Consider the following 19,586-nt stretch of genomic DNA (forward strand, 5'->3'; position numbering starts at 1 on the left):
CGCCATTTTTTCAACACCGCCTGGCAGCAGCGCGGGGCCGAGACACCCATTGCTGGACCTTTGTCGACGAGCCCGGAAGCACGCGCTTGGGCGTCTTTCCGGGTTCGCCATTCTGGGCCACCATTTGGCAATGGAACTAGTGAGGCACGCAACCGCGCGGTCACCCGAGCCGATCGATTGGTCCCCCTCATCTTCGAGATGCAACCGAGTTGGAACAGATCGAGGACCTGCCAGAGGCTCGGCTGGTGCCATTGTCGGCCGCGAGCTTGCCGGTGAAAACGCGATCCATTACTCTGAATGCCCTCGCAATATTTCCGATTGCAGCGACACGCCCGCAACTCTTGGCGAGGGCACGAGGGCTGGCGGTGAAGCCGCCCGTCAACGGCGCCGCGCGACCGGCGCTGGAGAGCAAGGGCTCCCCCCCGCGAAACCTCGGCCATAGATCGGCCAACGGGAGTGATTTCGTCGACGAATCTTTGGCGCGGATCAAGCGCAGCTTTCAGCTCAGCCAGGCCGGAATATGCAACCATCGCTTTGGCGTCGCGACGCATCATGATGCCGACAGGCAGCGCGCGCGAAACTGCGCGGCGTCCAAAACAAACTCGATGCGGGCCAAGATGTGCATTCGCTTCTCCAGACTAGCTGAGCATATGTCAGCAATTGTCGTACCAATTGCGCAGACGATGAAAATTGACCGCCAATACAGAATTTTACTGAAGGAAATCGGATTGGCAGCCTCTCACGAGGATCGGAACATTCGATAACCGTGCTGGACCCGTGTCCGGAATGCGACAGAAGACAGTCATCCGAATCTTGGTGCGCTTTCGTCGCCAAATATGCGCTCCCCACTGCCGGCGTACCATTGCAGGAGATAGGTGCACCATGGGGAAGGACGGAAATTTCAGGGCTGAGCCGTGATTGGCCCTTAAGGAGCCGAGCGTCCAAGCTGCGCACCGCGAGGCCGTAACTGCAACTTCCGTTTGAATTCGACGCCCTGGGTCGTTGGCAGGTTCTCTGAACCTTCACGCTCCAGAGCACGAGGATAAACTCAATTCACTCCAAGGAACCGAGCTGGACCAATGCTGGATGCTTGTTCGATTGTGGTGCGGCCGCATCCTTCAGGACCTTGAACACGCGCTGTTCGATCGGGGAGGACGTGACGAAGTCGGCATAGGCGCGCTCAAGCGTGGCCTTGCAACGCGAGGCGATGTCAGGATCGGATGCACCGGTAAACTCCTCGCCCGCGAGATATTGACCCATGCGACGCAGGATATGAAGCCGCGCCACGTCGATGATTTTCGCATCGTACTCGACGCCGAGCAGTGCAAAAAACTCCTCTGCCGCAGAGGCCTTGTTCAATTGCGAAAGGATCCCGTCCGTCGTCATTCTCAACCTCCATCTAGATCCGCGCCCAGAAACCGTCCTGGCTCGAATGTCCCAACCTGATCGCGCGACGCGCATGGCTGACCACTCGATCGCCCTCGATTGACGAGCGAGCTCTCGTGAATGTCGCGCCAGATCGCCACCACCGTTTCCTGTGAAACCGGGCCTTTGTGCTCGATGGCATGCTTGCGGACGCGCGCGAGAATGGTTCCGGTTTGCTCGGCAGTGACCGAAAGCTGCAACTCAGACAAGAGCGAAGTGATAGCGGCAAGCCCGGAATGCTTGCCGATCACAATGCGGTGGGAGCGGCCGAGCAACCCCGGGTCCAGCGCTTGGTAGGTGGTCCGGTCTTTTAAGAGCCCATCGACGTGGATGCCGGATTCATGGGTAAAGACACGCTCGCCGACAATCGCCTTGTTGAGCGGAATGGTGCGGCACGCTGCGGCTGCAACGGCGGCCGCGACTTTTTCCAGTTCGGATAGCAGCACGCCGGTATCACCGCCGTAAAGCTGCCTGAGTGCGACGGCAACTTCCTCCAGCGGCGCATTGCCGGCTCGCTCGCCCAGTCCAATGACCGTCACAGAGGCGTGCGTCGCACCGGCCTTGATCGCCGCCAGCGTATTAGCCGTTGCCAGCCCAAGATCGTCATGGCCGTGGAATTCGAGCTCGAGATCGGTGCTGGCGCGCAGTGCGGCCATGAGCGCGAAGGACGCGTCGGGATCGAGCACGCTCAGCGTATCTGCGACACGAAAGCGCCGCGCGCCGGCCGCCTTGGCGGTTGCGATCAGCTCGATCAGGAAGTTGACATCGGCACGCGAGGAGTCTTCGCCACCCACCGCGACATCCAGTCCCTTGTCGCGAGCATAGGCCGCGACGCGCTTCACCCGCTCCAGCGCGGCCAAACGGCCGCCACCGAGTTTCGCCGCAATCTGCACGTCGGACGATGGAATCGATAGGTTGACCATCGAAACACCGGCCTCGACCGCCGCATCGACGTCCGCGGGTTTCATCCGGCACCAGCCGATGATCGTCGCCGCAAGGCCCGCTTCGGCGACCGCTCGGATCGCGGCAATCTCTTCCTGACCCATCGCCGGCGTGCCGGCCTCGATCTCCGTGACTCCGGCCGCGGCCAGCGGACGCGCGATCGAGACCTTTTCCGGTGTCGTGAAGGCCACGCCGGGTGTCTGTTCGCCGTCGCGCAACGTGGCGTCATTAAGGACTATGGACCTCGACCGATCTTTGTCGGGCCCGGTGATTGCGGCAGCGAACGCCATCAGCGGCTCCGTATGTTTATTCCGGAAGCTGTTCAGCAACTGCTGTGCCAACCCGCTCGAATTTCCCAAGAACCTGTGAACGACGTCGAATTTCAGATTAGTCGGGTGCGTCGCAAATCCGACACGATGGAAACGGCGGAGCGCCAGGTTCGGTGCGCTTGCGACCGAGCTGAAGGCAGGCGCCTAGCTTGGAGCTTGCTAGCCGGGCAACGGTTCGGGTCTCACCTCAAGCTGCAGCACTTCGGGGAAGGCGCGTGCATTCCGGCATGCTTATCGAAGAAGAATTTTGAGCCATCGGGTTCGGTCCAACCACAGGTCGGCGTTCGTAAATAAGTTCAGCGGACGCGATCGAAAGGCGGATGTTGGCGTCGATCGCGCGTCGACATAAAACATCTCGGCGGTAAATGTGACGGTCGCCTCCGCCAATTATCAAGCCGCGATCATCAGGCGCCGCCGCGTCCGGCTTAGGCCGGCTGCGCCGCAGTTGTTTACCCCGGTGATCTTTTCAAACCCTCAGTCTCCTCTAGGCGACAGCTGGCCGAAAGCTCGTCCGATACACCGGTGCTCGCGCCGAGGAGGGGGCATCCATTATGAGCTCAGTCTTGCGAACTTGGGATGGCTTGGACGGAGTCATCGAGACGACGCAGATGATCCCGCCGGCGTCCGGCCATCCGGCTCTCCCCGCTCTCCTCGCCGAAGCAAAGATCAAAATCATTGCATTCCGTGCAGACCGGCGTGGTACACATCACCAGACCGTCATCTTCGCATAGCGTGCGATAGAAGAAGCGCTTCCAGCGCATGTTCTTGGTGTTGCGAGCCGCCAGCGGCCCGAAATGGCGCATCAGGAGGCGGGACAATTCGTCCCGCTTCCGCAGACCGAGATCTTCCCACAGGTGATTAGGCTCCATGGCGCGCCGCGCGATCATCGTCGCGAGCCAGCCGCCGACCTCGCCACGGGTGGAACGTTGCGCAAGCAGGAGATCGCGCACCATAATCGTCTCGTCAGGAGCCGGTAACGCGGACTGTTCGCGCCAGGTACAACTCCTGACCGGGGTGGATGGGAAGTATTGCACCAAGAGCGCATCGAGCTCCTGGTTACTCAAGCCAGCCCGTTCGGGAAGTTGGCCGCCATCCATAGCGGATGCGGCGAGAACGCAAGCGAGCACATGGCGATCGAAATCGTCATCGTCGCTGATGTCGACTTCTGTTGGATGGCGCCCGGTCAGAAGCCCGTAGAGCTCACTTGCATCGCGCTGCTCGGCGATGTGAGCTGCTGATACAGGAGATGACATCGTATCGGCCAATTTGCTTTGTGTGCCAATCATGAAGGTCCCCAGCTTCTGAGTGGACGATGTCGGCCTTCCCCGGTCGAGAAGGCCGACAACATGAACTATGCCGAAACAGCGGCGAGCTCGGCGGCGGTCTTGCCGACCAGGCTCTCGTCGACAGGTTTGATGATGCCGTGCTCCATGAGCATATCCTCGAGCTCGTCCATGCTGATTGGCGTCGGGATGGCGCCTTGTCCCGCATTATTGTGGATCTTGGTCGCGAGATTGCGATAGTGATCCGCCTGCTTGGACTCTGGCGCGTATTCCAACACAGTCATCCGGCGCAGCTCCGCGTGCTGCACGACATTGTCGCGCGGCACGAAGTAGATCAGCCGGCTGCCGAGCTTCTTGGCAAGAGCATCTGCAAGCTCCAGCTCCTTGTCGGTCTGCCGCTCGTTGCAGATCAGACCGCCGAGGCGCACGCCGCCGGAATTCGCATACTTCAGAATACCCTTGGAGATGTTGTTGGCGGCATACATCGCCATCATCTCGCCGGACATCACGATGTAGATTTCCTGTGCCTTATTCTCGCGGATAGGCATCGCGAAGCCGCCGCAGACGACGTCGCCGAGCACGTCGTAAGAGACGTAGTCGATGTCCTCATAGGCGCCATTCTCCTCCAGAAAGTTGATCGAAGTGATCACACCTCTTCCGGCGCACCCGACCCCCGGCTCTGGACCGCCGGACTCGACGCATCGAATGTCCTTGTAGCCGAGCTTGATGACGTCCTCGATTTCGAGGTCCTCAACGCTGCCGGCATTCGCCGCCAGACTCAGAATGGTATCCTGCGCTTTGGCGTGCAGGATGAGGCGAGTCGAGTCCGCTTTGGGATCACAGCCGACGATGAGAATCCTTTGGCCCAGCTCAGCAAGAGCCGCCAGCGTATTTTGCGACGTTGTCGATTTACCGATGCCACCCTTGCCATAAAACGCGATTTGTCTCAGCGAAGACATGTTGCTCTCCATCAACCGATTGCCAATTTTTCGCGCCGAACGCGCGAGGCTGTTTCTCTCTCACAAACGTGGCACACGGGTTTCGGGAAGGAGGCCATCGCTCGCCATCGGCGTCGGCGTGCCCTCAGCCCTCGCTCGTTGTTGCTGCATCCAGTTAGCAACTGGCGTGCCATTCGTTCGCACGCGCGTTAAGCATCTGACTCGGCTCGATTAATAGCGCAGCGTCCGAGACCGGAAGCTGTGGCGGACCCGACAGCGGCAAGGGCTCTGACAGAAACCCGACAAAGCCCGGCGCGTGGATTCCACTACGAGTGCCGGGCGAAAGAGCGCGGAATGGGGAATGCCGGGCCGAGTCAATTGAGGAGACCACACGGTGCAGATGGGGTTCGAGGACACCGCCGTCATCAAAGGCGAATGTTCCACGACCGGCATGATGGGTACTTGCCGGCAGATGGGTGGCATATCGCTTGCTTTGCCAGTCGCGGAACGCTGTTTCCGTGTGACGCGATGTTGTGAGGACAATATGCCTGGAATTGGAAGTAAGTTGCCGCCGTTCGACATCACAGGCGTGAAGCCCGGCTTTCACCTGCAAGAGGAGAACGGGCAGAGCGCCTTCGAGACACTGACTGAGAGGAGTTTCCCCGGAAAATGGAAAGTCATCTTCTTTTACCCGAAGGATTTCACATTCGTCTGCCCAACCGAAATCGCTGAGTTTGCTCGCCTGTCCAAGCATTTCGCCGATCGCGATGCAATCGTGCTTGGTGGCTCGACCGATAACGAGTTCTGCAAGCTCGCCTGGCGGCGTGAGCACAAGGATCTGCACCGTCTATCGATCTGGCAGTTTGCCGACACCAAGGGCGCACTGGTCGATGGCCTTGGAGTGCGATCGCGTGATGGCATCGCGCATCGCTACACCTTCATCGTCGATCCTGAGAACACGATCCAGCATGTCTATGCGACAAGCCTCAATGTCGGCCGCAGCCCGACGGACACGTTACGCGTTCTGGATGCGATACAGACTGATGAGCTCTGCCCTTGCAACCGCGAAATCGGCGGCGACACGCTTAAAATTGCCTGAGGCAACATATCGAAAGTGCAGCAGGAGCAGCTCCCGCATTCGAAGGACGTCAGATTCAATCGTTTGTCGGATACAGACGATCTTACCGCAAATGCGGCCTGCTGCTAGCGAGTGCGGCCCGCAATTCAATTCTCATTGCCGCCATGGAGTCTGCCGCGGCCGCCGCGCTGTCCGCGCGCGGCAGTCGCGGCGGCGAAATCGACGGTATCGATGATGACGATGAACAATGCTCACCACCGCTTTGCTCACCTCACAACAGATCCCGCATACAAGAGGATGCCGGCGCGGCTCCGCATGAACATACAAAATACTTGTACGCTTCTGCGCCTGCTGGACGCACATCTCCTGCCGGAGTTCCCCTATGTTGTCACCGTAGGCCGGACCGCGGCTATTCCCTTCTTTCCGCGGCTTGCCGGCCGGCAGCATCATCAGAGCGATCTGTGTCAGCCGCAGGCCGCTAATGCTGTAGGCCGACGATGCCGGCGGCCACGGACTCGGAAAAATGGTGCCAAGCTCCCTCTTGGGGGCAACTAGTACCCGGAATCAGAGCTGAGTGATACGGCGGCCTTTGAAGGGGCGTTGACGAACCTTTTTCTTGGTCCAGACGAAGGGCTCGGCTTTGTCATTGTACGCGTTGACGTAGGCATCGATGTGTTCCTGAAGCTGCTTGAGACTTGTGAAGGAGGTGCCGCTAAGCGACTGCCCCTGCAAGATCGAGAACCAGACCTCGACCTGATTGAGCCAGGACGCGCTTGTCGGCGTGAAATGAAATTGCACGTTGGGGTGGGCCTTGAGCCAGTGCTCGTTTTTCTTGTGGGTGTTGAGGTTGTCGAGGATGACGTGAAGCCTTCGGCCCGGAAAGGCCGCGATAACGCCGTTCATTAAGTCGAGGAACTCGACGCGGCGACGGCGTTTTGAATGAGCCGCGATGATCTTTCCGGTGGCGACTTCGAGCGCCGCAAACAATGTCGTAGTGCCATGCCGCTTGTAATCGTGGCTCTGGCCGGTCAAGGCGCGGCCATTGGGCAACTTCAGATAACCCTGCGCTCGCTCTAAAGCCTGGATCGAGGGCTTCTCGTCCACGCATAGCACAATGGCCTTCGCGGGCGGGGCGACGTAGAGGCCAACAACATCGGCGGCTTTGGCCGTAAAGTTCGGATCGTTGCTCTCGCACCAGGACTTGCGAGCCGCAAGGTCAATCTTGTGGCTGCGCAGGAACCGCCAGACATATTGGACGTCAACATTGCCCAGCGCCTCGGCCAGCAGCGGCCCGGTCCAGCGCGCAAACCCCTGCGGCGGCGGCTTATCCAGCAGCTTCAGAATCCGCTTGTCGGTGGCCTTCGTATAAATCGGCTGCTTGCCGGGCCGCGGCTTGTCGTGCAGTCCTTCAAGGCCATGATCGGCATAGCGGTGTCGCCAAAGGCTGACAATCCGCGGCTGGACTCCGACTTCTTTGGCGATCGAGCGGGTGCTGCGCCCGTCCGCCGCCAACAGAACTATCCGCGCCCGCTTCAAATCGCGCTGCAACGTCACCGGCGAGCGACAACACGCCTCAAGCACCGTGCGATCTTTCCGCGAAAGGCGGACTTCTCTTGCTTCAGGGATCATCCATATCTTGAATCACGACTCACGATCCAAGAAAAGTGGGTACTAGGTTCCAGTCGCCGCGCCTCGAGAAGGGTGGAGGCAGAGGGAGATGGCTCAGCGCCGAAGGACGTCTACCGGCCGAGATGATGATCCGCCGGCACGCTCGCGGACCCTATTTCCGGGCTCGGTAAATCTATATTCACGATGTAAGCCGCACAGTGAGACGAACGAGTCGGCTTTATCAGTCCCTGAATTGAAACCATGACAATCGACGAGGTTTAGGCCAATTGAGCCGGTCTATCGGGAAACCGGTCAGCTCGTTCATCGCGCGAGCTGACCCTCGGGCGCAGGGATCTGAAACGATCAGGTGGCCCGGCGGTCGTAAGCCGCCTGGCCGTCTCGATCATCACACCGGTCAATTTCCGAACATTGACGCGTATCTCAACGCTGGTGACCCAAGCCAATCCCCAAGGTACGTGCTTTCTGTCTTAGAGAGCCCTCGGATCGCTTCATAAGCTTTGAAACCCTAGCTACAGGGGTGCGGGCCTTTGAGTGCGCTTTGAGCAGCTTGACGTCATCCTTACTATACTCTTTGCGCTTGGTGCTTTTTGCCACGTGTTCTCCGATTTCGCTTTGCACATCTGCCTGTAGCGCCTTGTTTTTGGCGAAGACGCAACTGCTTCCCATTACCATATCAATGGTCATCGACAACTATTCAAGCGGATTTTTCTCTTCGAGATAAGAACTGGAACTACACGCGAATTTGTCCTCCGTCCTCTGGATCTTTATCCGCGTGACAGGCCCGATTCTCGACGTGTACGTCAGCCACTTCAACATGGAAGCAAGCCATAGAGAAGGGACGCCCGATGCATCTTCGAAAAACAACTCGAAAAGCCCTTCTTGCTTGAATGCGCCGACTTCACTCACCAATTTCGTAGAATGATATTTCCAGGCGCCAATAATATTGATGGAGTAGCGAGGATCGGCCGGGACAGTCGCACTGCCTCACTTCCGCGCGCATCATCAACCGGCCTTCACGGCGAGTGCACGGCGTTACCGCGCAAAGAACAAACGTCTTCTCCTATTTTCTGAAGTCCTGCGGACTTAAGGGCGAGTACTCACAAAGGCAAATCTTGCGATGCCTGAGCGTTACTCCACGTCAGCTGATCGAGCACGGCTCGCTCGGCCAAATTTGATCTGCCGCAGTATCCTTGGTTTAATAAGCCACGTTGAGATGCCCAGGCAATTCCGCCCTCAGCGAACATTTCTGCGAGACCATCGCCTGCCGCCGTCTCATGGACCCGATGAGACGAGCGTGCGACCTGATGGTGATATTTCCCGGGCCGGCCACTACGGCATGGCAAACAACCCGCGGGGCCTAGCCGTCCTGTGTGAGCTTGGCACCGGCAGGCGATTGCTTGATCATGACTTGCCAGAGCGCTTAGCCAGCACAATACCGGTGGCGCGCTGCGGATCATTCGTGATCTGTACACAGTGACCTCCACTGTCGAGCAGATGCAGGTCGAACTTTCCAATCCGGCGGAACGGACTCTGCGTCATGTCGGACGCCTCGCAACAAATCCAGGCAAGATGTGGAAATTTCTGCCGGAGCGTCAGGCAGGGCTCAGAGGCTGTATCAACGACGGCAAGCGTCTGCTCGATCTCCGTCAAGTCGCCTTCGAGCACCATCTCCACAATCCTTATTGCCAGAACAAACGTTCAGGGTCGGCGTTCAGAACCGCTGTCGCCAAGCCAAGCCGTTGATGGGTCGAATGCCACTCCCAGACGCCCTTGCGGTGATCTTTGCGGAACAGCTGCCATGCCCCTCGAGTCCTATCGTGGTGCAGCAGCGCTACGTCGACGAGGCCGCCCTCCACATTGATATTGCCTGAGCAGCACGGGCTCTCGACCAGATAGCCGCCAGCAACCGCTGTCACCTTTGGCGAGACATATCGGTAGCGCTCGCTCTTCGTCAGCGCGCGAACGATCCGCCACCGGTCGAGCTCGTTGGGTTGCGCAGGCAATCCGGAATGATGTCGTCTGATGATTGCGGCGTTCATTGCGCGATGTCCTAGACTGCAGAGATTTCTGCCTCGAGGCAGCCAACCACCAACTGCTTGCCGAAGTCGACCATATAAATGGTAGGTTCGCTTCCGTATGGCGACCGACCTGGACGATCTCACCAATGTACCCGACGCTGACCAGACACTCTTCCGCCGACGCGTCGGGAAAGGAACCGTCGTTGAGCAGATCGATTGCGGCCTTGACACGTTGGCCTGACCGGTATTTTGGCAATCTTGGTTCGATCATCGGGGTGCCGCTCCTGGCAAGAACGGCTCCTCGCCTTCGCGGTTTCGCGTGACTAGATCGAGTTCCTTGCATTTCATGCCGACGCGATTGCCGGAGTCGAGGAATTCGACTCCATAGATATAAAATTGTTGCAGGAATGTGCCGATCGAGATGACATAGCCAAGCTCGCCTTTCTTGACCAGAACCTCACCGATCTCCTTGCCCACATAGGTGCCGTCGTTGCGGATAGTGCGGTTGGCCCGCACGTTGTCACCATAATCAAAGAATGGGGCGTCCGTCAGCTCGACGATGTCACTATCACGGGCGATGTTGCTCATGCTGCCGTCCCTGTTCCATAGTTCAACTGTACCGCGCCTCGCGGGCGCCCGGCCTTACGGGACCGCCCTATCATGATGCTCGATCAACCCCCGCCATTCCCGCACGGCGGCGCTTGCGATCACGGATCGCATGAGCCTGTCGGGATCCCGGTGCAGCAACATCAACGCCCGCAACCTAAACTCCAGATGCTCGAGATAACTATCGTGAGCCCATGGTTGATGTTGAAGAAGCCATCGACGCGGCACGCGGGTCTGTCATCGAGGGAGGCGTGCTTGAGCCGGCGGCGAGCCGCGTGCTCCAGCGCGGGATGCGCACAGCCGACAGAGTCGACCTGATTACCCCGGCAACCGAGGGCATTGTGGACGTCATCACTCACGGTCCCGCCCATACGCTCGAGCGTGCCCAACAACACCTTGGCGCCAGCCTTGTCTGCGGGACAAAGCCCCAGCAGTCTCCCGACAGCTGCCGTCCTTCCCGAGTTGCCCGAGACGCATCTGCAAGTCGGCAACATGCGTTGAGCGAGAACAGGAAGACCCACACGAGGTGCTTTCATAACAGCCGAATTCCGGCTTGGTGGCGCCGACCGCACCGGTGGCAGGAAATTCGTTTCCGCATCACGTGATCGGGTGCGAACGCCTTGGCGTGGCGCAAGTGTACTTTCTGCACCTTCATCGAGGTGATAGGATAGCCCTGTCGTCCTGGGATGATGCTCGGCCGGCTCGACACCGTGCGACCAAGATAGGACTCGGTGAGGACGCCCTCTCTCGGATGACCAACTGAAGAAGGCCTCGGGCATGAATGTCGCCTGATCAATGATGGCCGCAGGTGACTGGATTGATATCGCGGAAGACGGGTCCGCTCTTCGTGAGCCCATCGGCGAAATCGATCCTCGACGCTCAAGACAGCAGCCTTCGGGCCGACAGCTCGACGCGCTCCCGCCGACGTGCGCGTCGCCAGAATATGACTTGGCAACTGGCGAAAACGTTGGCGACCAGGGCGAACCGTCGACCCGGTCTGAGAAGGCGAAAGCCGCGGCCGGCGCCTCGTCAAAGCGGAGCATCATCCGCCCGAGTTTCTGAACCGTTAGTGTCGTAGTGACATCCACTGTGGCCCTCAAGCGGGCTCCTGCTGACGCGGCAGCGCCGAGTCGAGCACGCATGTATTTTCAACCGGGCAAACCGCCACGCATTGCGGCTCATCAAAGTAGGAGACGCACTCGGTGCATTTCTCAGGATCGATCAGGAAAACGCCGGCTCGCTCGGAAATAGCGAGGTTCGGGCATTGCGTTTCGCACGCCGAACAGCCCGTGCATTGCGAGGCGATGATCTTGAACGGCATTGTCTGAACCCATCCTCAGGCGGCGGAAATCAGCGCATTGTGGCGGGCCGCCGCATCGACTCGCTCAACGTGCTTGATCTTGCCCTTATTGACTTTATCGAGATAGAGCTTGAACCAGGCGATCGCCGAGCCATCGATGAACTCGCAGGCGTACTGATCGACCGGTTCGATTCCGGCCTTGATCAATTCGGCCTTCGGGCAGCCGCCGATCTTTGACACGAACACGGCATGGCAATCGTTGATGGCGCCGATGGCGACTTCGAGCTTGCTGTCCTCGCCATGGCCGCCCTGGCAATAGGGATGAATAGGACGATGGCCAACGAATTTTGCGCCTGAAGTCGAGAGCTCGTAGATCTGGAACTCCTTGGCATGACCGAAGTGCTGGTTGATCAATCCCGAGCCCTTGGTTGCAACCGCCACCAGCACCTTGATTTCGCTGGACGCGCTGGCGAGCTCCGCAAGCTGCTCCTGCTTGGCCGCAAGCTTTGCAATGCGCGCCTTCTCGACTTTGGCCTGATACTCCTTTCGGGCCTGCTCATCATATTTGATGTCCATGGCCATGATCTTTTCCATGGTGAACTCCGCGCCGCGGTCCTCCCCGAGCAGTCCGACGGCGTCGGCGCGGCACTGGCGACAGTGACGCATCATGTTCATCTCGCTTTCGCAGCTATCCTGCAACGCTGTGACTTCCTGTGCGGTCGGGCCGCGTTGCCCGCTGAGACCGAACACTGTGCCGTGCTCGGGCGACGAAATCAGCGGCATCACGTTATGCAGGAAGGCGCCGCGCGACTTCACGGCCTTGTTAACCTCAACCAGATGCTGATCGTTAATCCCGGGAATCATCACCGAGTTGACTTTGCACAGGATACCGCGCGCGGTGAGCATCTCCAGGCCCTGGAGCTGCCGATTGCTGAGGATGCTTGCAGCTTCAATGCCGGTGTAGCGCTTGTGGCGGTAAAAGATCCAGGGATAGATCTTTGCGCCAATATCGGGATCGATCATGTTGATCGTGATCGTCACGTGATCGACCTTGAGTCTTGCGATCGTGTCGACATGATCGGCTAGCGCCAGACCGTTCGTCGAGAGGCACAGCTTGATATCTGGCGCGAGCTTATTGACGAGCTCGAACGTCTTGAATGTCTTGTCCGGATTCGCCAGGGGGTCGCCAGGGCCAGCAACGCCGACCACGCTCATCTGAGGGATCGCGGAAGCGACCGCCAGCACCTTCTTGGCGGCCTGCTCCGGCGTCAACTTCTCGCTGACAATGCCGGGGCGCGATTCGTTGGCGCAATCGTATTTACGATTGCAGTAATTGCACTGGATATTGCAGGCGGGTGCGACCGCGACATGCATGCGGGCATAATGGTGGTGCGCCTCCTCGCTGTAGCAGGGATGGTTCTTCACCTTTTCCCAGACCTCATTTGGCACATTGCCGATGCCGGGCTGAGATCCGCAGCTCGCCTTGCCGCTGCCACCGACCGTACCGCAGCTCTTGTGCTTAGCCATGACTTGCATGTTCTCGCTGATCTCACCGCCGACGCAGGATACCTGGTGTTGCGCTGAAGTACTCATTTTTCCATTTCTCTTCGCAAGCCGAATCCTTCCAGCAAGCATCCCCAGAGTCGTTTCTGAAAAGCCAAGAGCAACTGGCGTGCCATACCTGCCACAAATGAATTTTGTGGTTCGCTTCAAGCAGTTAGGTAACGCCTGCTCGAATGTCAGTTTTATCAACTCATGTTGGAAAGCTGACAGAAATTGCGATCACAAGAGCGCTGGCAGCGCTATTATGACGGCGGGTACGCTGCTTCATCTATGCCCTTGGGCACAGAGCATGGCGGCTGGTGTCGTTGAAAGTTGATGTTGTCGCCGAAATGTGACGCGTATGCAAAGCACAATCCGCAAAAGGCGTTTCGGACGCTTTGAGGGACAACTTGAACTGGCGATCCTTCGTAGATGCAGACAAGAAGCAGTCCCCGTTACCGACCTATGTCGTGGAAGATCACGCGGGCCCCTGCCTGACACTCCGGAAGGCATTGTCGGGCAGGTGAGGAGAAACGCCTGGTGGCCAGGGTCCCGACGGCCACGAATTGGACCGTGCGTCCAAACGTTGGTTGGCATCTCGAGTAGGTCGTGCGGGTGTGGACGCCGATCGGATTCGTAAGGCTGCAGCCGCCTCGGTCGACATCGCACGAACTGCCGTCCAACAACTACACTACGTCGCTGACGTCTCGGTATCCAGCCACCCGATCCTGCTCTTCAGGAAACGCAGGCCCAGCACCAACAAGCCGGCGTGCTCCCTGTTGTCCTTGCCATAGCCGTGGCCGCCTGCGGCATGCTCGTAGAAATAAGCCTCATAGCCCATCGCCTGCAGCTTCGCTGCCATTTTGCGCGCATGTCCGGGATGGACGCGATCGTCCCGCCGCCTGGTGGCCATCAGGATCGGTGGATAGGACTGCCCGGGTCTTGCGGCATGATAGGCAGAATAGGTCTTCAGCCACTCCCACTCCTCAGCGTTGTCGGGATCGCCATATTCGGCGAGCCAGTTCGGCCCGGCGAGCAGTTTGGTGTAGCGACGCATGTCGATCAGCGGGACGGTGCAGAACAGTGCGCCAAAGAGCCCGGGATATCGCGTTAGCATGTTGGTAATGAGGATACCGCCGTTCGATCCACTCTCGGCCCCGATCCGCTTGGCCTGTGTCACGCCGCGCTTAACGAGATCGGCGGCGACGGCTGCGAAATCGTCATGCGACAAACTCTTGCCGGCCAGCCGGCCGGCGTCGTGCCAGCGCGTGCCGAACTCACCGCCGCCGCGCAAATTTGCCTGAACCGTGGTGCCGCCGCAGTCAAGCCAAAGCTTACCGAGCGCGGAATTGTAATACGGTTTCACGGAGATCCCAAACCCGCCATATCCGCTCAGATGGACCGGCGCGTTGCCGGTCTGTCTGACCGGGCCGGTCTGTAGGTAGGGAATTCGCTCACCGTCGATCGAGATGGCCTCGTGCCGCGTGACCACGCAGTGCTCCGCGGCAAACGTCTTCGGCGCCTGCTTCAGCACGGCGGGACTGCCAACGCCCCGCTCCATCAGGATGAGGGACGGCGGGGTGAGCGGATCCTCGACGTGAGCCAGCAAGTCGCCATTGCTCTCGGACGGATCGCGATCGAGAGACCAGATGTCGACGACGCCAAGATCAGGAAGCCCGCCCAATTGCTCGCGGTTCCAGCCATCACCGGATGGCGTGCAGATCTCGAAGACTGGCCGGAGTTCGTCGAGAATACAAAGCACAACCTTGCCCGCACTCCAAAAGAAGCTCTGCAGCGCACGGCGCGGGCCCGGCTCGAAGAGAATCTCGAACTGGCGGCTGCCCGCCAGGAATGCCGGCAGCGGGATGACGAGCACCGTATCCGCGGCATAGGTCTGCCCTGCCACAGACCAGGATTCGCGCGGCCTCAGGGCAAGCCAGTTGCGATGCGACCGCATCCAGATGTTACTTGGCAAATCGAGCCTCGTCTTGGCGCCCGTTTCATCGCCCAGCCAGACCACGCAATTGGAGACGTCTGTCGCATCGAGGAACCAAATCCTGGGCGGCACGACAGTGTCGTCAACACTGCAACCGACTGACACATGAGCGGCCTTGGTCTCAAAGATCACTGCCGCTTTGTCAACATGCGTACCACGCCGCCACAGCCTCACCGTGCGCGCATAGCCGGTGGTCGCGGCCATGCCGTCGCCATGGGAGCTTAACAACACCAGCGTATCAGAATCGAGCCATACGCCGCTGCCTTTGGCTTCCGGCAAGATAAAGCCATCGTGGATGAAGAGCTTCGTGTCTGAATCGAATTCACGCAAAGTGACGGCATCGCTTCCGCCGCGCGATAGACTCAAGATCCACCGCGAGTGATTTCCAGGCGGTGCGGCCGTGGCGTTCAGAAGCCAGTCTTTGTCTTCGCTGACGGCAAGTTGATCGAGGTCGAGCAGGATGTCCCATGACGGCTTCAGCGTGCGATATTCTTCCAGAGTGGTTCGCCGCCAGAGGCCGCGTGGATTGTTGGCGTCCCTCCACAGATTGTAGAGATACCCGCCGCGCCGGCTGACATAGGGGATATTGTCAGGTCGGTCGTAAATCGCTGTCAGCGCATCTCTGTCTCGTTCGGCTGCGGGTCCGCCAAACACCTTCAGGGTTCTGCTATTCTGCCGCTCGACGAAGTTCAGCGCGCGCGCGCTCTCGATCTGTTCCAACCATAGATAGGGATCATCGTCAGGAGCGGAGGGCGTTGGCCTTCCAGTTCGCGAGTCGTCGACGCTCTTTGTCTGACCATGCTTCATCTACAACCTTAGTCTTGACGCGTAGTTCGAGACTGATTCAAGGATTTGCATCGCGAACGTTGCATCACGATTTGCAAGCAACGACCTGGCCCGGCGCGAGATTCAATCCTCTCGAAACTGACTCTTGCGGAGTTGTAGCAATTGGCCTGACGCTGTTAAGATGTGCGGAATGCAACGACCGGGCTGGCGATGTCAGCACGATGGGCCCTCGCGAGGGCCTCCCCCGTCAACGCCATCGCGCTGGCCTAACCTCAGTGCTGGCCTAGGCCGAGATATTGCGTTTGGCACCGTGCGTCGGCGCGATCTTGGTTCCCAAGAACGCTTCGAGCGCTTCCGGAGTCATCGGCACGGTCGGCTGGAACCTTCGGTCACGCCAAGCCAAAGCCAGGGAATGATGTGCCCTTCCTCGCAGAGGCCGGACCGCTCCGCCAAGAATAGCTTCCGCATCCGCTGGCTTGGCGAGGTTCTGTGGAGTCGCAGCATTCATCATTCGGTTGCTTCGCCGCCGCGCTTCTTGGCGTTGATAGTGATTGGAAGGATGGTGTCACTCGCCATCGCGGGTAGGTCGAGCACCCAGCCGTTCGCGATTCTAATCCAACCACCCCACAGCGTCTCGTGCTCACATTCGACAATCGGCTCCTCAAGATCCTTCTTGGGCACATAAATCGAAAGCCCCGTCTCGGGCGAACGGCGAATCATGACCTTCATAGGAGCTCCGCAAGTTGTGAGCTCTCGCCCGCGCGCTCCTGACACGCACGCCACAAGGCTCTCTGTTTGGCAGTGATGTCCGCCAGGACTTGCAGGACACGATCGATCTCACCGGGCGCCGTGTCGCGCGACAGCGAGAAGCGAACCGCACCGCGCAAAAAAGCGGGTGGTACTCTCATCGCGCGCAGGACATGGGACGGCTCCATCGAGCCGGACGCGCAGGCTGAACCGAGCGAGACGGCAATTCCGTTGCGGTTCAGGTGGTCGACGATGGCGTCTGCTTCGAGATGCTCGAAGGCAATGTTAGACGTATTTGCCAAGCGGTTATTGATATGACCAAGCACGATGCAACAGCCGAGAGCGAGAATGCCTTGCTCCAGCCGGTCGCGAAGGACGCCAATCTGCATCTGCTCTTGTATGAGGTGTGCCGCAGCGAGTTCCGCCGCCTTGCCGAGCCCAATAATGCCCGGAACGTTTTGGGTGCCAGCGCGACGATGCCGCTCCTGTGCGCCGCCGAAGATCAGCGGTCGGAACTTGATGTCCTTGCGCACATACAGCGCGCCGATCCCCTTCGGACCATGGAGCTTGTGGCCGGAGAGCGACAGCATGTCGATGTCCGTAGTCTTCAGGTCAATCGGAATCCGCCCGACCGCCTGGACCGCGTCGGTGTGAAAGAGCGCACCGACTGAGCGCGCCATCTTGGCGAGGGATTTCACCGGAAAGATCGTACCGGTCTCATTATTGGCCCACATGACCGAGGCGATTGACGTGCGCCTCGACAATGCGTTGCGATAAGCCTCGATGTTCAATCGGCCGCTTGCATCGACCGGAATGACATGGGTCTTGATTCCTCGTCGGCCCAGCTCCTCGGCAAGGGACAGCACGGCCGGATGCTCAACGGCCGTTGTGACGATCTCGTCGCGTCCCTCCTGCACGGCGAGTGCGGATAGGATCGCTGTGTTGTCGGATTCAGTCGCGCCCGACGTGAAGACGATCTCGTGATCGAATGCCGCGCCAACGAGGGCCTGCAGCTTCCGGCGCGCTTGTTTCAATGCGGGCGCAACCTCAATGCCGAATGCATGCGCGGACGACGCATTGCCGAATTGCCCAGAGAAGAACGGCAGCATTGCCGCGACGACCAAAGGATGAGCACGGGTCGTCGCGTTGTTATCCAGGTAGATCGGCCGCACGGACTGTCCGCTCTGCACTTAATGCCCCACTTTGGCAGCTCCGGGGAGCGGGATCAGGCGGACGAACTCGCCGAGCCGCTCGATCAGGCGCGCCTGAATGGCCGCGAGCGTCGTGCCCGCAAGCTTACATAACATGCAGGCGCCGGTGAGCCTGACCATGATCTTGTTGCCGTCGATTTCGACGAGCTCACAATCCCCACCATCACGCCTGAGGCTTGGCCGAATCTCATCGAGCACCGCGCAGACAGTCCGCTCGCGATCGGAAGGCTCTGCAGTCGAAGACTGCTTCGTTCGTTCAGCCTTCAGGTCCATGTTCGATGCTCCTTCCATTGCGAATGGTCCGAAGGCGGCTAGCTGAACGATTTGCCGCAGGAGCAGCTCGATTTGGCATTTGGGTTATCGAAGCGGAACCCTGATCCTTCGAGCGACACCACGAAATCGATCGTGGTGCCATTGAGATGCGCCCGGCTTGCGTTGTCGACGAATACTTTGATCCCGTCTTGCTCGAACACGGGCTCATCGGAGACCGGCTCATGAGCAAGCCCCATTTTGTATGTGAACCCTTGGCAACCGCCGCCTTCGACCATGACTCGCAAACCGCTTGCCGGCTGGGCTGTCGAGGAGATTGCGGCCTTCAGTGCGTTGATGGCGCTATCCGTTAGGTTGATCATTTCTGGCTCGCTCTCGGTTCTGTCGCGAGGCACAGTTCGCAAATCCCATGCCAGTCGAGATGCAGCTGAAATCATTGGTTTTGAAGGCGGCGACCATTCGATTTGCGACCTGTCGGCTTTGCGACAGGCGGTTTTCCGGCGTCCCGACCTCATCCGGCCGAGACCTTGTGATGGTGCCAGCACGTATCCATGCGCATTGCGCCAAGCCGCCGCTTACGCTGTGCGTCGCTGCACACATAGCCGCACGGCAAACAACTTGCATAAGGTTAGCGGACACGCCGCATTGGGCGATGCATGTACACGACAGATTGATGAGGAGCCTTCCATGACGTCGATCGACAACACCGCTCTTGGCCAGTTGGACAAGGAGGGGCGGTTGCTGAATGCGGTGCTTAAGACCGAGACAACGAAGTCGGGGCGATTTGGATTTCGGGGCGACATCGCGCTGAAGTTCCAAGCCCAGCTCGCCGACGAAAAACGACCGCCGGACTATTCCATCGAACAAGTTCTTGCAATCGCGCAGGAAGGCGAACCGACCATCCCAGTCCTTGCCGGATATCTGCATTCCTTCGCGTATCTACCTCAGGCCGCAAAGGTTCTGGATGGCAAGCTGAGCCCCAAAGGGAGCTATTTCATCTTCTGCAACAACATTGATCTGCTCGCGAAGTACCGCACCAAGATCGGCGACATCACCTTCCGCATTCTGCCTTGCGACGAATCAACTGTGTGGAAGGAGATGATGGACCTCGCCGGCGTCGACAAGAATGACATCAAGAAGCTCGGTACGGCCGGTAAGCTCGACTACCTGCTCGACGCGGCCAAGGACATCGGTGGATCATACACGGAAATCTCATACGAGGACGGCCTGGCCAAAATGGAGCCGGTGAAGAACAGAAGCGAAAACCGCCCCGTCTGAGGCATCGCCTCAGACCCTCTCTCTCGCCAGCCCGACGAGTATGCCGCAGAGAGAGAGACACTGCACCCGCTTCGCCTGGGACTGGCTCTGACAAACCCTGGTGATCGGCCTACCTTTCGGGAGATCACACGGCCACTCTGCTAGGCGTGTGTTGGCCAAGAGCACTGTCGTCAATTACACCGAGGGGCGGCTGGCCGCGACGGACCGG

General features: G+C 59.2%; 19 protein-coding genes and 1 pseudogene. 3 read left to right on the plus strand and 17 right to left on the minus strand.

Annotated features, from left to right (window positions below; translation table 11 throughout):
• Positions 1–209: 209 nt before the first annotated feature.
• Positions 210–764, plus strand: a complete 555-nt coding sequence (locus tag IVB23_RS15710; protein WP_247804140.1) for a hypothetical protein — start codon at positions 210–212, stop codon at positions 762–764.
• A 289-nt stretch (positions 765–1,053) separates the two neighbouring features.
• Here the strand turns inward: IVB23_RS15710 and nifW are convergent, their stop codons facing one another.
• The 4 genes from nifW to nifH form a co-directional block, all read right to left on the minus strand.
• Entirely contained in the window at positions 1,054–1,386 is a 333-nt protein-coding gene (gene nifW, locus IVB23_RS15715; RefSeq protein ID WP_247804141.1) for a nitrogenase stabilizing/protective protein NifW, read from the minus strand.
• 2 nt (positions 1,387–1,388) lie between these two features.
• The gene (nifV, locus tag IVB23_RS15720; RefSeq protein ID WP_247804142.1) at positions 1,389–2,657 is read right to left on the minus strand and encodes a homocitrate synthase; all 1,269 of its coding nucleotides are present in this window, start codon (positions 2,655–2,657) and stop codon (positions 1,389–1,391) included.
• Positions 2,658–3,253: 596 nt separating this feature from the next.
• Positions 3,254–3,982 carry a nitrogen fixation protein NifQ gene (locus tag IVB23_RS15725; RefSeq protein ID WP_247804143.1) on the minus strand — a complete coding sequence of 243 codons (729 nt, stop codon included), beginning with the start codon at positions 3,980–3,982 and terminating at the stop codon, positions 3,254–3,256.
• Positions 3,983–4,047: 65 nt separating this feature from the next.
• A complete protein-coding gene (nifH, locus tag IVB23_RS15730) occupies positions 4,048–4,938 on the minus strand; it encodes a nitrogenase iron protein (protein ID WP_026233535.1) in 891 nt (296 codons plus the stop codon).
• Between the two features lie 523 nt (positions 4,939–5,461).
• Between nifH and IVB23_RS15735 the strand changes: the two genes are divergently transcribed.
• On the plus strand, positions 5,462–6,016 hold the full coding sequence (locus tag IVB23_RS15735; RefSeq protein ID WP_247324253.1) for a peroxiredoxin: 555 nt from the start codon (positions 5,462–5,464) through the stop codon (positions 6,014–6,016).
• Between the two features lie 543 nt (positions 6,017–6,559).
• On the opposite strand, the gene IVB23_RS15740 is transcribed toward IVB23_RS15735, so the two are convergent.
• From IVB23_RS15740 to IVB23_RS15800, 13 genes and pseudogenes are all read right to left on the minus strand, one after another.
• Positions 6,560–7,624 (minus strand): IS630 family transposase, encoded by a 1,065-nt coding sequence (locus IVB23_RS15740; RefSeq protein WP_247804145.1) that lies wholly within the window; start codon positions 7,622–7,624, stop codon positions 6,560–6,562.
• A gap of 420 nt (positions 7,625–8,044) precedes the next feature.
• Positions 8,045–8,308, minus strand: a complete 264-nt coding sequence (locus IVB23_RS15745) for a hypothetical protein (RefSeq protein ID WP_247804147.1) — start codon at positions 8,306–8,308, stop codon at positions 8,045–8,047.
• Between the two features lie 717 nt (positions 8,309–9,025).
• Positions 9,026–9,292: a DUF6129 family protein gene (locus tag IVB23_RS15750; protein ID WP_247804148.1), complete on the minus strand. Its 267-nt coding sequence runs from the start codon at positions 9,290–9,292 to the stop codon at positions 9,026–9,028.
• A gap of 11 nt (positions 9,293–9,303) precedes the next feature.
• Positions 9,304–9,663: a hypothetical protein gene (locus IVB23_RS15755; RefSeq protein ID WP_247804149.1), complete on the minus strand. Its 360-nt coding sequence runs from the start codon at positions 9,661–9,663 to the stop codon at positions 9,304–9,306.
• A gap of 11 nt (positions 9,664–9,674) precedes the next feature.
• Positions 9,675–9,913: pseudogene (locus tag IVB23_RS15760) on the minus strand (nitrogen fixation protein NifZ).
• On the minus strand, positions 9,910–10,230 hold the full coding sequence (locus tag IVB23_RS15765) for a nitrogen fixation protein NifZ (protein ID WP_247804151.1): 321 nt from the start codon (positions 10,228–10,230) through the stop codon (positions 9,910–9,912). Before IVB23_RS15765 ends, IVB23_RS15760 begins: the two are co-directional and overlap by 4 nt.
• Positions 10,231–11,344: 1,114 nt before the next feature.
• Positions 11,345–11,569 carry a 4Fe-4S binding protein gene (locus IVB23_RS15770; protein WP_247804152.1) on the minus strand — a complete coding sequence of 75 codons (225 nt, stop codon included), beginning with the start codon at positions 11,567–11,569 and terminating at the stop codon, positions 11,345–11,347.
• A 15-nt stretch (positions 11,570–11,584) separates the two neighbouring features.
• Positions 11,585–13,141 carry a nitrogenase cofactor biosynthesis protein NifB gene (gene nifB / locus IVB23_RS15775; RefSeq protein ID WP_247804907.1) on the minus strand — a complete coding sequence of 519 codons (1,557 nt, stop codon included), beginning with the start codon at positions 13,139–13,141 and terminating at the stop codon, positions 11,585–11,587.
• 640 nt (positions 13,142–13,781) lie between these two features.
• Positions 13,782–15,893, minus strand: a complete 2,112-nt coding sequence (locus IVB23_RS15780; RefSeq protein WP_247804154.1) for a prolyl oligopeptidase family serine peptidase — start codon at positions 15,891–15,893, stop codon at positions 13,782–13,784.
• 486 nt (positions 15,894–16,379) lie between these two features.
• Positions 16,380–16,601, minus strand: a complete 222-nt coding sequence (gene nifT / locus IVB23_RS15785; protein WP_247324232.1) for a putative nitrogen fixation protein NifT — start codon at positions 16,599–16,601, stop codon at positions 16,380–16,382.
• Positions 16,598–17,791, minus strand: a complete 1,194-nt coding sequence (gene nifS / locus IVB23_RS15790) for a cysteine desulfurase NifS (protein WP_247804156.1) — start codon at positions 17,789–17,791, stop codon at positions 16,598–16,600. The genes nifT and nifS overlap by 4 nt, the downstream gene beginning before the upstream one ends.
• 18 nt (positions 17,792–17,809) lie before the next feature.
• Positions 17,810–18,103, minus strand: a complete 294-nt coding sequence (locus IVB23_RS15795) for a NifU family protein (RefSeq protein WP_247804158.1) — start codon at positions 18,101–18,103, stop codon at positions 17,810–17,812.
• A gap of 38 nt (positions 18,104–18,141) precedes the next feature.
• Positions 18,142–18,462: an iron-sulfur cluster assembly accessory protein gene (locus tag IVB23_RS15800; RefSeq protein ID WP_247388570.1), complete on the minus strand. Its 321-nt coding sequence runs from the start codon at positions 18,460–18,462 to the stop codon at positions 18,142–18,144.
• A gap of 325 nt (positions 18,463–18,787) precedes the next feature.
• Here IVB23_RS15800 and IVB23_RS15805 point away from each other — a divergent pair, with 325 nt between their 5' ends.
• Positions 18,788–19,378 carry a hypothetical protein gene (locus IVB23_RS15805; RefSeq protein WP_247804159.1) on the plus strand — a complete coding sequence of 197 codons (591 nt, stop codon included), beginning with the start codon at positions 18,788–18,790 and terminating at the stop codon, positions 19,376–19,378.
• Positions 19,379–19,586 lie beyond the last annotated feature (208 nt).

This window comes from Bradyrhizobium sp. 191, assembly GCF_023100985.1.
GTDB lineage: Bacteria > Pseudomonadota > Alphaproteobacteria > Rhizobiales > Xanthobacteraceae > Bradyrhizobium > Bradyrhizobium diversitatis.